The 12,729-nt window shown below is 65.4% G+C and carries 9 protein-coding genes; 2 read left to right on the plus strand and 7 right to left on the minus strand.

The window, feature by feature from the left end; genetic code table 11:
• Positions 1-35: 35 nt before the first annotated feature.
• From NL528_RS01455 to ggt, 3 genes are all read right to left on the minus strand, one after another.
• A complete protein-coding gene (locus tag NL528_RS01455) occupies positions 36-932 on the minus strand; it encodes an NAD(P)-dependent oxidoreductase (protein WP_309180981.1) in 897 nt (298 codons plus the stop codon).
• Positions 933-1,007: 75 nt separating this feature from the next.
• A complete protein-coding gene (locus NL528_RS01460; protein ID WP_309180982.1) occupies positions 1,008-2,306 on the minus strand; it encodes an MFS transporter in 1,299 nt (432 codons plus the stop codon).
• Positions 2,307-2,403: 97 nt separating this feature from the next.
• Positions 2,404-4,155 (minus strand): gamma-glutamyltransferase, encoded by a 1,752-nt coding sequence (ggt, locus tag NL528_RS01465; RefSeq protein ID WP_309180983.1) that lies wholly within the window; start codon positions 4,153-4,155, stop codon positions 2,404-2,406.
• A gap of 129 nt (positions 4,156-4,284) precedes the next feature.
• Between ggt and NL528_RS01470 the strand changes: the two genes are divergently transcribed.
• Positions 4,285-5,688, plus strand: a complete 1,404-nt coding sequence (locus tag NL528_RS01470) for an MFS transporter (protein WP_309180984.1) — start codon at positions 4,285-4,287, stop codon at positions 5,686-5,688.
• 131 nt (positions 5,689-5,819) lie between these two features.
• On the opposite strand, the gene NL528_RS01475 is transcribed toward NL528_RS01470, so the two are convergent.
• The 4 genes from NL528_RS01475 to NL528_RS01490 form a co-directional block, all read right to left on the minus strand.
• Complete coding sequence (locus tag NL528_RS01475) at positions 5,820-7,157, minus strand: IS1182 family transposase (RefSeq protein WP_309176618.1); 1,338 nt, start codon at positions 7,155-7,157, stop codon at positions 5,820-5,822.
• Between the two features lie 199 nt (positions 7,158-7,356).
• The gene (purH, locus tag NL528_RS01480) at positions 7,357-8,949 is read right to left on the minus strand and encodes a bifunctional phosphoribosylaminoimidazolecarboxamide formyltransferase/IMP cyclohydrolase (protein ID WP_309180985.1); all 1,593 of its coding nucleotides are present in this window, start codon (positions 8,947-8,949) and stop codon (positions 7,357-7,359) included.
• A gap of 153 nt (positions 8,950-9,102) precedes the next feature.
• Positions 9,103-10,857: a heparinase II/III family protein gene (locus NL528_RS01485; protein WP_309180986.1), complete on the minus strand. Its 1,755-nt coding sequence runs from the start codon at positions 10,855-10,857 to the stop codon at positions 9,103-9,105.
• Positions 10,858-10,973: 116 nt separating this feature from the next.
• Complete coding sequence (locus NL528_RS01490; protein ID WP_309180987.1) at positions 10,974-12,317, minus strand: RsmB/NOP family class I SAM-dependent RNA methyltransferase; 1,344 nt, start codon at positions 12,315-12,317, stop codon at positions 10,974-10,976.
• Positions 12,318-12,493: 176 nt separating this feature from the next.
• Between NL528_RS01490 and NL528_RS01495 the strand changes: the two genes are divergently transcribed.
• Complete coding sequence (locus NL528_RS01495) at positions 12,494-12,700, plus strand: DUF1674 domain-containing protein (protein WP_309180988.1); 207 nt, start codon at positions 12,494-12,496, stop codon at positions 12,698-12,700.
• The last annotated feature ends 29 nt before the right edge of the window (positions 12,701-12,729 follow it).

Raw genomic sequence — 12,729 nt, forward strand, 5'->3', positions numbered from 1 at the left:
GCGCCTCTCCCGCCGCCGATAACGGCGAAGCGGTTCTAGCCCGCCTTCTGCGCTCCGCCAACCGAAGGCAGCGCTTGCACGGCGACGCCGGGCGGCGGCACATCGTCGTCGGGCACGAAGAAATCCGACATCAGCGGTACCGAACGATCGACCCGGTAAGGCTCGAAGTCGCGCACGCCACTGGCGTAGAGCAGCTTGTCGTCGATGCAGAAATGTCCGGTGAATTCGCGCGACGGCTTTGTGAAGATCGCGTAGGCCGCGTCGCCCATGATCTCGGGCGTGCGGCTGGCGCGCATCATGGCGTCGCCGCCCAAGAGATTGCCGACCGCGGCGGTCGCGATCGTGGTGCGCGGCCACAGCGCGTTGACTGCGATACCGGCGGATCTCAGTTCGCCCGATAAGCCCAGCACGCACATGCTCATGCCGAACTTCGCCATGGTGTAGGCGGTGGAATGCTCGAACCATTTCGCCTTCATGTCGAGCGGCGGCGACAGCATCAGGATGTGCGGGTTTTCGGCCTTCTTCAAATGCGGGATGCAATATTTCGACACCATGAAGGTGCCACGGGTGTTGATTCCCATCATCAGGTCGAACCGCTTGATGTCGGTCGCTTGCGAGTTGGTCAGGCTGATGGCGCTGGCATTGTTGACGCAGACATCGATGCCGCCGAATTCGGCGACGGTCTGGTCGATCGCCGCCATGACCTGCGCTTCGTCCCGGATATCGCACAGCACCGGCAGCGCCTTGCCGCCGGCGGCGCGGACCTCGTCGGCGGCGGTGTAGATGGTGCCCTTGAGTTTCGGGTGCGGCTCCGCGGTCTTGGCGGCGATCGCGACATTGGCGCCGTCGCGTGCCGCCCGCAGCGCGATCGCAAGCCCGATGCCACGGCTGGCGCCGGAGATGAACAGCGTCTTGCCTTTGAGGGATGTCATGGGAGCCTCCAGTCAGTAACGCAGGGACCGTCGGCTCCCTCTCCCAAAAGGGGAGAGGGAGCGATGGAGATCGCCTCACGCGTCCGCGTGCAGCACCCGGCCACGGGTTTCCGGCAGCGCGAAGGCGGCGAGGAAGAACACGCTGTAGGCCGCGACGGCAAAGATCGCGATCGCGTTGGCCAGCGTCGTCGAGGTCGAGAGCCAGCCGACCAGGAACGGAAACAGCGCGCCGATGCCACGGCCGAAATTGTAGCAAAAGCCCTGGCCCGAGCCGCGCAGCCGGGTCGGATAGAGTTCGGTGAGGAACGCGCCGACGCCGGAGAAATAGCCGGACGCGAAGAAGCCGAGCGGGAAGCCCAGCACCCACAGCAACTCGTTGCTCAGCGGCAGTTGGGTATAGAGCAGCACGACCGCGATGGCGCCGAGCGAGAACGTCAGGAACAGATTGCGCCGGCCGATGCGGTCGGCAAGCCAGGCGCCGACGAGATAGCCGATGAACGAACCGATGATTAGCGCCGAGAGATAGCCGGTGGAGCTCACGATCGAAAGTTTGCGCTCGGTGGTGAGAAACCGCGGCACCCAGAAGGTCACGGCGTAATAGCCGCCCTGGCAGCCCGTCGCCATCAGCGACGCCAGAATCGTGGTCTTCAGGATCGGGCCGTTGAAAATCTCCCATATCGCGGGACGGTCGCCCTCTGCGGCCTGCTTGACGCGGGTCGCTGCGGCGATCTCGGGCTCGGTGACATAACGCCGGAGATAAAACACCAGCAGCGCCGGCAGCGCGCCGATCACGAACATCCAGCGCCACGCACTCTCGGCCGGCAGATAGGAGAACAGAACCGCCTGCGCCAGCACCGCAAGGCCCCAGCCGACCGCCCAGCCGGATTGCACCGAGCCCACCGCGCGTCCGCGGTATTGCGGACGGATCGCTTCGCCCATCAGCACCGCACCCGCGGCCCACTCACCGCCAAAGCCCAAGCCCAGCAGCGCCCGCGCGATCAGAAGCTGATCGAAATTCTGCACCACGGCGCAGACCAGCGAGAAGAACGAGAACCACAGGATCGTAAGCTGCAGCGTCTTCACCCGGCCGATGCGGTCGGCGAGATAGCCGCCGAGCCAGCCGCCGACGGCGGAAGCCAGCAGCGTCACCGTGCCGGCGAGACCCGCGGTGCCGGGATCGACTTTCCACAGCGCGATGATGGTGCCGATCACCAGCGGATAGATCATGAAATCCATGCCGTCGAGCGCCCAGCCCGAGGCGCAGGCCCAGAACGTCCGCCGCTCCGGCAGGTTCATGTCGCGGTAGAAGGCGAGAAGGCTGGTGTCTTCGATCGGGGCGACTTCGATCGCGCCCGAAGGTTCGGCTGTGGTCATGATGTTTCCCCCGGAGAACTTTTAGCCGGCTTTGCTCTCACCCCCGCCGCCGGTTTGAGCGGGGCAGCGCAAATCTACGCCGATCCCCCCGACCGGTCTATTGTCCCGCGGCCTCCGACCCGCGGGTCCGGGGATCGGGCGCGCCGAGCAACCCGTTCGGCATCACGGCGATCGAATTGGCCGAGGTCTGGCCCAGCGGTTCGATCACCTGATGGCCTTCTGCCTTCAACTCATCGAGCACGTCCGCGGGGAACCCATGCTCGACCCGGACGACATCCGGCATCCATTGATGGTGCACGCGAGGCGCCGCTACCGCCGCGGCGACGTCCATCTTGTAATCCAGCACATCGACGACGATCTGCAGCACCGCCGAGATGATGCGGCTGCCGCCCGGCGTGCCCGTCACCAGCACCGGCTTGCCGTCCTTCAGCACGATGGTCGGCGACATCGAGGACAGCGGCCGCTTTCCCGGACCAGGCAGATTGGCCTCGAACCCGACCAGGCCGAAAGCGTTGGAGGCGCCGGGCGCCGCGGTGAAATCGTCGAGCTCATTGTTGAGCAGCACGCCGGTGCCGTCGGCGACGAGGCCGACGCCATAGGGGAAGTTCAGCGTATAGGTGTTGCTGACCGCGTTGCCTCTGGAGTCGACGACGGAATAATGCGTGGTGTTGCTGCCCTCGTGCGGCGGCGCGGCGGCAATCTTGTCGGTCCATGGCGTCGCGCGTGCGGGATCGATGCTGGCGCGCTGTTTGGCTGCGTAATCCTTGGCAAGCAGGATGTCGGTCGGCGCGTTGACGAAGGCGGGATCGCCGAGATAGCGCGCGCGGTCGGCATAGGCGCGTTTCATCGCCTCGATCATCAGATGCAGCGAAGGCGCGGAGCCCTGCTTGATGTCGGCAATTGGAAACCCTTCGAGGATATTCAGCGATTCCAGCAGTACGGTGCCGCCGGACGACGGCAGCGGCATCGACACGATGCCATAGCCGCGATAGCTGCCGCGCACCGGCGCGCGGATCACGGCCTGGTACGATTTGAGATCGTCCAGCGTCATGATGCCGCCGGCGTCCTTGACCGACTTCACGAGTTTCTCGGCGACCGGCCCCTCGTAAAACCCGCGCGGGCCCTGCTCGGCAATCGCGGTAAGCGTCGCCGCCAGATCGTTCTGGATCAGCCTGTCGCCATCGTGCAGCGGACTGCCGTCGACATGGGAAAAGGTCTTGGCCGAGTTCGGCCAGCGCGCCATGCGGCGATACAGGTCCGGCAAGGTGTCGGCGGTGTCATCGGCGACCACAAAGCCGTCGCGCGCGAGATCGATCGCGGGCTTGACGATCTGGGCCAGCGTGAAATGGCCGGAGCCGTATTTTTCCAGCGCCAGCGCCAGTCCGGCAACCGTGCCGGGCACGCCGATGCCGAGCGCGGAATTGCGCGACTTGTCGGTGTCGGGTTTGCCGTCTGTCCCTAAGAAAATATCCGACGTGGTCGCCGCCGGTGCGGTCTCGCGATAATCGATCGCGACGTCCTCGTTGCGTTCGGCCGAGTGGATCACCATGAAGCCGCCGCCGCCGATATTTCCGGCGCGCGGATAACTCACCGCCATCGCAAAGCCGGTGGCGACCGCGGCATCGACGGCATTGCCGCCCTGCCGCAGAATGTCGGCGCCGATTTGCGCACCGAGTTTCTCCTGCGCCACCACCATGCCGAACTCGGCGGGAACGGCATGAATGGATTCCAGCGGCGCGGGCGCGTAGAAATCGCGGCGGCGTTCCTGCGCGTCGGCAATCGGCCAACTCGCGAACAGCAATGCGGCGACCAGGATTATTTTACGCCATCGGGCTGCAAGAAAGTTCATCAAAAATCCGCCGCAGTTGAAGCCGGAGTGGCGCTACGCAACGACGGCAAATGCCGTCGACGGATGCTATATGGGTTCCATCGCGACAGGCAAAACGCCTTCTCGTGACCTCAAAAGGATATTTCTGGTATGGCGGTGATGGCTTCGGAGGCAATTCATGCGGATATTCCGCAACAATATCCGCGCCGCGCCGCCGTCATCAGCTGGATCTTCTTCGATTGGGCCGCGCAGCCCTATTTCACGCTGATCACGACCTTTATATTTGCGCCTTATTTCACCAGCTTCGTAGCGCCGGACCCGGCGAGCGGACAGGCATTGTGGGGATTTGCCACCGCGGCCGCGGGCCTCGCGATTGCGCTGCTGTCGCCGGTGCTGGGTGCGATTGCCGATGCCAGCGGCCGCCGCAAACCGTGGATCGCGGGATTCGGCGCGCTGCTGGTGATCGGCTCCTGCCTGATGTGGATCGGCAAGCCCGGCGATCCCGGCATCATTCCAGCGCTGCTGCTGGCCTATTCGATCGCAAGCGTCGGCGCCGAATTCGCCACCGTGTTCAACAACGCGATGATGCCGACGCTGGTGCCGCCGAACCAGATCGGCCGGCTGTCCGGCACCGGCTGGGCCACCGGCTATGTCGGCGGCATTATCAGCCTGATCCTGGTGCTCGGTTTCCTCGCCGCCAGCCCGGAAACCGGGCGAACATTGTTTGGATTTGCGCCGCTGTTCGGCCTCGACCCCGTCACGCATCAGGGCGATCGCATCACGGGTCCCTTGACCGGGATCTGGTTCATCATCTTCGTGCTGCCGATGTTTTTGCTGACGCCGGACTATCCCGCAAAACATCCGACACGCGAGGCGCTGCGCGAAGGACTGATCGAGCTGAAGCAAACGCTCGGCGAACTGCCGCAGCGAAAATCGATGGCGATGTTCCTGCTCGCCAACATGATCTATACCGACGGGCTGGTGTCGCTGTTCGCGTTCGGCGGCATCTACGCCGCGGGCACCTTCGGCTGGTACACGATCCAGATCGGCACGTTCGGAATTATTCTCGCGATCGCCGGCACTTTGGGCGCGTGGCTCGGCGGCAAGCTCGACGACAGGCTCGGGCCGAAACGGGTCATCGCCGGCAGCATGCTGATCCTGTTGCTGTCGATCGCTGCCATTCTGCTGGTCGACAAGGATTCGATTCTGTTCGTGAAGGTCGCCGCGCCGCAGCCGGGTAGCGCGCTGTTTTCCGGCGCCGCCGAGCGCGCCTATCTCGTGCTCGGATGCCTGATCGGCGCCGCCGGCGGCCCGCTGCAGGCCGCGTCGCGCACGTTGCTCATTCGCCTCGCGCCAAAAGATCGCATCGCGCAATATTTCGGGCTGTTCGCGCTGACCGGAAAGGTCACCTCGTTCATCGGCCCGCTGCTGATCGGCCTGATCACGGAGGTCACCGCGAGCCAGAAAGCGGGCATGGCGGTGCTGGTGGTGTTTTTCGTGGCGGGGCTGGCGTTGCTGGCGAGGGTAACAGTGCCTCGTAGTCCGTCACCCTGAGAGGCTGAGAATGTATCCTGCGGGGAGCCGTTGGTAAGCATCTTCGGGTCCGCCGGCTCGGCTGGTTCGAGCCGGCGGCTCGATTGTGAGTTGATTGGGAGTGCGGCTTTTCTGCCCTTTGTCTCCCGTTGTTATGCCGGAACCTGGGCTGCGGCACGTAATCTGAAGCTGCACATCATGTTGTGGGCCAGCGCGAACCAGAGCAGGACCGTGCGTGCCTTGTCTTTGCCGCGGACCGTGATCTGCTGGAGCCCCATGCGCCGGGCATAGGCATTGATGCACTCGTGCTCAGCTCTGCGTCGATAGATGTTTTTGCCGAGATCGCTCCCCATGCGCTTGCGCCAATCGGCCACCGCTACACTGTCGCCCGGCTTCGGCGCATACGGATCGGTGCCGTGCTTGGTATGCCCAGGCGGACACCACAACGTCGTACCGGTTGCATGCGTCCACTCGATATCGTCGTTTTTGGTGAACCCGCCGTCGACCAGATAGTCGGAAGGCCTGCAGTCGCGGGCGCGCAAGCCCTCGATTGCCGGGCGCGCCAAGCCGCGATCCGAGCCGCTGGTGTCGATATCGACAGCGACAATCAGCTGGCTGGTCGGCTCAGCCACAATTTGCATGTTGTAGGCGGGACGGAAGCCGCCATCGGCCATCTTCATCACCCGGGCCTCGGCGTCCGTCGTCGAAGCCCGCGGCTCCTTCTGCTTGGCCACTTCCTGCTTGTTGGTATTCTTCCGGCGGGCCCGTTCGGCCTCCAGCTCCTGCATGCGCTCCTGAGCCGCCACGATGCGGGCCTCGCGTTCGCGCGCCGCCCGTTCTTGCGCCGCGCGCCGCACCTTGTCGCCTGAGCCGGGGTCAGCTTCGAGTTCGGCGCGCAGCCGAGCCACCCGTGCCTGCGCCGCCGTCCGCAGTTCCTCCAGCCGTTTGCGCCGGCGGAACGAGCCCGTTCCGGTAGATGCGCGCACCCGCAATCCGTCCTGCGCCAGGATATCCAGCGACACCAATCCGGCTTCCACCAGCGAGGCGACACCGCGCGCCAGCAGCTGATCCAGGACCGCCCGATGCGCGATCCGGAAGTCGGACAGGCTGTGATAGTTCATGGAGACGCCGCCGCACAGCCAGCGGTAAACCAGATGATCCCGACACAATTGATCCAGCCGGCGGGCGCTGCCGACGCCATCGACCGTGGCCCATAGCCAGAGCGCCATCAGCAACTCCGGCGCAGCCGGCGGATGGCCCGGCTGCCCTTCGCGGGCTTTGATCGCTTCGTGGAGCGCCGACAGATCAAGTCCTTGAACAAAGGACCAGACCGCCCGTACCGGATGGTCATCCGGTATCAGATCGTCCAGCGACGCCCAATGCGTATCGATCTGGCTGCGCTCCGGAACCCGCAGCCGCGGCGTACCGCGGCCCTCCGGTTGCGGTCTCTTCTGTTCGGGCAATTCCTCGAACAAACCTTCGTCGGCCATCGCAAGCTCACCGATTCAGCTACCACATCGATGGAATCATACAGCGTCAGCCGTTGCAAATGCCTGGAATCAAAACATTCACACGCTCTGAGGTGCGAGCACTTGCGAGCCTCGAAGGGCGACGGACGGGCAGCGCGCTGCCCATCCTTCGAGGACCGGCGCAAGCGCGCCGAGCACCTCAGGATGACGCCGTGGGGGCTCAATGCCTGAAATGCCGCACGCCCGTAAACACCATGGCGATGCCGTGGTCGTCGGCGGCCTTGATCACTTCATCGTCGCGTACCGAGCCGCCGGGCTGGATCACCGCGGTGGCGCCGGCTTCGATGCAGGCCAGCATGCCGTCAGCGAAGGGGAAGAATGCGTCGGAGGCGACTACGGAACCCCTGGTCAGGGGTTCGGCGAGTTTTAGCTCGGCCGCTGCATCCAATGCCTTGCGCGCGGCGATGCGGGCGGAATCGACCCGGCTCATCTGGCCGGCGCCGATGCCGACGGTGGCAAGATCCTTGGCGTAGATGATCGTGTTCGACTTGACGTGCTTGGCGACGCGGAACGCGAATTTGAGATCGCGCAGCTCGGCGTCCGACGGCGCGCGTTTGGTCGCGACCTTCAGCGTCATGTCGTCGACTACGGCGTTGTCGCGGCTTTGCACCAGCATGCCGCCGGCGACGGTCTTTGCGGTCAGGCCCACCGTGCGCGGGTCGGGCAATCCGCCGGCCAGCAGCAGCCGCAAGTTCCGGCGGCCGGCGACGATGGCGATGGCTTCTTCGGTCGCATCGGGTGCGATGATCACTTCGGTGAAGATTTCGGTGATGGCGCGCGCGGCATCGGCATCGAGCGTGCGGTTCAGCGCCACGATGCCGCCATAGGCCGAGGTCGAATCGCAGGCCAGCGCCTTGCGATAGGCCGACAGCAGGTCGCTGCCCTCGGCGACGCCGCAGGGATTGGCGTGCTTGACGATGACGCAGGCGGCGGTGCGCCTGGCGTCAAACTCGCCGACGCATTCATAGGCCGCATCGGTGTCGTTGATGTTGTTGTAGGAGAGTTCGCGGCCCTGCAACTGCCGCGCGGTGGCAACGCCCGGCCGTTTGTCCGGCGTCGCATAGAATGCCGCGGTCTGGTGCGGGTTCTCGCCGTAGCGCAGCGACTGGATCAGCCGGCCGCCGAAGGCGCGGAAATCCGGCGCATCGTTCTTGAGCTCGCGCGCAAACCAGTTCGAGATCGCGGCGTCATAGGCGGCAGTGCGGGCATAGGCCTTGGCGGCCAGGCGGCGGCGCAGCCCCAGCGAGGTGGCGCCCTTGTTGGCGGCGAGTTCGTCGAGCACCGCCTGATAGTCGCTGGCCTCGACCACGACCGCGACGTCGTCATGATTCTTGGCGGCGGCGCGGATCATCGCCGGCCCGCCGATATCGATATTCTCGATGCAGTCCTCGTAGCCGGCGCCCTTGTCGACGGTCGCCTCGAACGGGTAGAGGTTGACCACCAGCAAATCGATCGGCGCAATCCCGTGCGCCTTCATCGCATCCGTATGGTCCTTGTTGTCGCGGATCGCGAGCAGGCCGCCATGCACCTTGGGATGCAGGGTCTTGACCCGGCCATCCATCATTTCGGGAAAACCTGTCAGCTCGGAGACATCCCTGACCTTCAGCCCGGCCGCGGCGATCGCCTTCGAGGTGCCGCCGGTGGAGACCAGCTCGACGCCATGGCCCGCCAGCGCCTTTGCAAATTCAATCAGCCCGGTCTTGTCGGAAACGGACAATAGAGCCCGGGTCACGCGGCGCGGATGGTCTGTCATGAAAGGATGTTCCTGGCTGGTAAGCCAGCCGGGTAGCACGGTTTTGGCGGCCAAGAAACCGGCAAGAAACCGGAAAAGGCCAGGAAAAGGCCAGGAAAAGGCGATGTGTGGAAATCTTCCTGCCCCCTGAAAAATGCGGGGCTGGAGAAGGGCTTACAGCGGCAATTCCGGCTCGCGGCGGGCGTTGCGCCTTGCTGTCGTTGCCGCCGCCGAGGTGCTCGAGCGCACAAAGCTCCAGCGGACGGAGGAGGCAGAACGCGAATCCTGCCGGATCACGATCTGGGCGGTGCGACGGGGGCCGTCATTGCCGGCCAGGAAAACGCTGTCTTCCAGATCGACCTTGTCGTCGAGCGCCTCGAAGGTCCAGACGTCGCGGTTGGGCAGCACCAGCATCACGCCACGCGCATCGCTGAGGCGGCTCGCTTTCACCGAAGGGTGCAGGTGAAACCGCACCGCGAAGTCGGTCTCGTTGCCCTTGATTCGCGCCCCCGGCGCCGGCGACAAGGTGTCCTCGCCGTCGAGCCGCGTGCCGTCATGGGCGGCCATCAGCACCCGGCGATGCACGACGCCAAATCGCGGCAGGTAGCCGTCATGCGACGTGGTCAGGAGATCACCGTTCGCCACCACCTCGCGATAGCTTTCCACGGTGGCGGGACCGCTGATGATCGGCGAGCCCTGCAGCAGCCGCTTCATCGCCGACTGTTCGACGAACCGGCAGGACGACGTCTCGTGATAGGTCAGGGTCGAATGCGCCGCCGTGCTGCGCGCAAAGGTGCGCCAATTGTCGCGGCCGGTCGACGGCATCCCGCAATTGATCACGATCCGGCTCGGCCCGGAGGACAGTTCGAACGCCAGGCAGCCGGCATGGGCGTCCTGGCTGACATTCGGCGGCGGCGGCGGGCCGGTGTCCATGATGACAGTCATCGCGCCGGCATCGAGGCGCTGAAAGCCGGTATGCGGCATGTGCGCCATCGGCACGCCATGGGTGTCGTCATAGGCGAGCAGGGTCGCCACCAGGTCGGACGGCGCGCTGCTCATGCCGTTGAACAGCGCAAAGCTGCCGTCGCCGTGACGGAAGAAGCGCAGCATCGGCATCATGCGGTCGATCGCGTTGAGCAGCGCCGGCGGCGGCGCGATATTGCGCGCGGCGAAGGTCTGACGCAGCGGCAGCAGGTCGCTGAGCAGCTCGACCAGCGCGCCGGGATTGCGCGAGATGTGTCCGCCATCGGGAAGGATCTGCCGCTGCAGCTCGTCGGAAAGTTTCCGTGTCGCGGTGCGGATATGCCGCGCCTGGTTGGCGAGGCACAGCGAGGCGTAGCACAGCGCGATCAGGACCTGCAGCCGCGGCACGCCGTCGGCGATATCGAACATCGCAAAGCGCAGATAGCGGATTTCGCGCGCCAGCCCGCGCAGATATTTCCGGTAGAATTTTCCGTCGGTATCGCCGAGCACCAATGGGGCCTGCGACAACAGCGAGATCACGCGCCGCGCCAGCACGTCGGCGCGGCGTTCGAGCGGCCGGCTGCGTGCCGGATTAGAAAGCCAGTCGTCGACCAGCGAGCGCGCGTTGGCGCGGGTCAGCGCGGTATCGGCGGCGCGCAGATGCCGCAGCCAGCCGAAGCCGAGCAACGCCACTTCCCAATCTTCGGAGGGCGGCTCGAGATCGAAGATCGAGCGTCCATGGCAGGTCACGATCTTGCCGGCGAACACGAAGCGGCCGGCATAGATTTCGGCCGCGCGGGTGGCGTCCGCGGTCCGCAGATCGTGCGGCGCGATGATCAGCCGATCGGTACGGCCCGGCCACAGCCGCGACAGCGCCACCGTGCCGCCGCTGGCGCGCGCGAGTACGCTCCGCGCAAAGCGGCCTGCGATCAGCGTCGAGATGCGTCTGCGTTGAGCGACCGACACGCCTAACCTTGGGGGAGGAGGATCTTGTGGCGAATCCTTTTAATCCGGAAACGCCGACAAGACACCACCTTGAAACCCCGCGAATCACCTGGGTGTCGCAAAATTCCGGTGTAAAATCAGGATTTAACCAATCGCGCCGCGTAAAATCCATCCAGCCCGCCGAGCCGTGGGTCGGCGTGGGGCAAATGGCAGGGCAGGGTGCGCAGGTCGCCGTCCGGCGTGATGATTTCGGTCAGGCCCGCGATCTCGCCGGCCTCGATCGGCGCGCGGCGCACCGAAGGCTCGGTGGCCAGCAGCGCCGCGACCGCCTGCTCGCCTTCTTCCGGCTCCAGCGAACAGGTGCAATAGACCAGCGTTCCGCCCGGCTTGAGCAGCGTCACGGCCTTCTGCAGCAGTCGTTTTTGCAAGGCCGTCAGCACCGCGATGTCGGTCTCCTGCCGCAGCCAGGCCACGTCGGGATGGCGGCGGATGGTGCCGGTCGAGGTGCAGGGCGCGTCGATCAGGATGCCGTCGAAACCGCCCTGGCTCGGCCACTCGGCCGCATCGGTCACGACCGTCTCGGCTTGCAGCGAAAGCCGCGTAAAATTGTCGCGCAGGCGCGCCATCCGCGCCGGCGAACGGTCGACCGCAACGACGCGGGCGCCGCCGAGCGCCAACTGCGCGGTTTTGCCGCCGGGCGCGGCGCAGAGGTCGACGATGGTCCTGCCGCTGACGTCGCCGAACAACCGCGCCGGCAACGCGGCGGCGGCGTCCTGCACCCACCAGTGCCCCTCGGTGAAGCCCGGCAGCATCGTCACCGATCCCTGCAGCAAGGTGCGCACGGTTCCAGTCGACAGCGTTTCGCCGTGCAGGCGGGTTGCCCATTGCGGCGGGTCGGATTTCACGGTGATGTCGAGCGACGGCTCATGGCCGATCGCGAGCGCCATCTCGCGCGCGGTGGCCTCGCCATAATGCGCGATCCAGCGCGCCAATAGCCAGGGCGGAATATCCAGCGTCTGCGCCTTGATCTCGTCGATCAGCGGTTGCCCCTCGCGCGCGCAACGGCGCAGCACCGCGTTGACGAGCCCGGCATATTTGGCGGCCCTGCGGTCCGATTGCACCAGCCGCACCGAGAGATCGACGGCGGCATGATCGGGCACATCCATCCAGAGAATCTGCGCAGCCCCGATCAGAAGCGCGCTCTGCGCGCGCGGCGCGTCGGTCGGGATGCCGCGGTCGAGCAGCCGTGACAGGACGTGACCCAGCGTGCCGAGCCGCCGCAGGATCGTCGCCACCAGACGCCGCATCAGCGCGCGGTCGCGATCGGCCAGCGACTTCAGGCCGGGATGGGCGCCGGTGCCATCGAGCTGATCGTCGAGGGTGCGGTGTTTGTGCAGCACGCCGTCGAGAATGTCGGCGGCGATCCGTCGCGCCGCGAGGCCGGGCACTTCGGCAGGAACTGCAAATCTTGAAGGAGGCATGACGCGGGAATATCTCGGAAGGTGCTGAGCAGGGTTTCGGCGCATGCCATTGAAATGAAAAACAGCTTTGGCATGCGAATATGCCAAATGTAAGAATCGCCCCGACTATTTCACGATTGTGATGTGATCTCGGCGCTCCTGGTTGAGATAGACATTATGCTGCCGGAAAGTTTGAGATGACCGACGATCCCTCCTCATCTCCCGCCGTGGAACGCAAGCCGCTGACGCCGGCAGCGCAGCGCGCACTCGCCGAGGCCGAAGCGCGGCGCAAGGCCGCCGAGGCAAATGCAAAACCTCAGCCGAAGGAGTTTCAGGGTCCAAACGGCCCGGAGCCGACCCGCTATGGCGATTGGGAGCGAAAAGGCATCACCTCGGATTTTTGAGTGCGAATCGGTCCTTGCCGCCGGCGCGA

Source organism: Bradyrhizobium sp. Ash2021 (assembly GCF_031202265.1).
Taxonomy (GTDB): Bacteria; Pseudomonadota; Alphaproteobacteria; order Rhizobiales; family Xanthobacteraceae; genus Bradyrhizobium.

Bases quoted from the DNA above. Each gene is read 5' to 3' on its own strand.
- ggt (WP_309180983.1), bottom strand. From the start codon at position 4,155: ATGAACTTTCTTGCAGCCCGATGGCGTAAAATAATCCTGGTCGCCGCA.
- NL528_RS01495 (WP_309180988.1), top strand. From the start codon at position 12,494: ATGACCGACGATCCCTCCTCATCTCCCGCCGTGGAACGCAAGCCGCTG.
- NL528_RS01455 (WP_309180981.1), bottom strand. From the start codon at position 932: ATGACATCCCTCAAAGGCAAGACGCTGTTCATCTCCGGCGCCAGCCGT.
- NL528_RS01470 (WP_309180984.1), top strand. From the start codon at position 4,285: ATGGCGGTGATGGCTTCGGAGGCAATTCATGCGGATATTCCGCAACAA.
- NL528_RS01475 (WP_309176618.1), bottom strand. From the start codon at position 7,157: ATGGCCGACGAAGGTTTGTTCGAGGAATTGCCCGAACAGAAGAGACCG.
- NL528_RS01490 (WP_309180987.1), bottom strand. From the start codon at position 12,317: ATGCCTCCTTCAAGATTTGCAGTTCCTGCCGAAGTGCCCGGCCTCGCG.
- NL528_RS01460 (WP_309180982.1), bottom strand. From the start codon at position 2,306: ATGACCACAGCCGAACCTTCGGGCGCGATCGAAGTCGCCCCGATCGAA.
- purH (WP_309180985.1), bottom strand. From the start codon at position 8,949: ATGACAGACCATCCGCGCCGCGTGACCCGGGCTCTATTGTCCGTTTCC.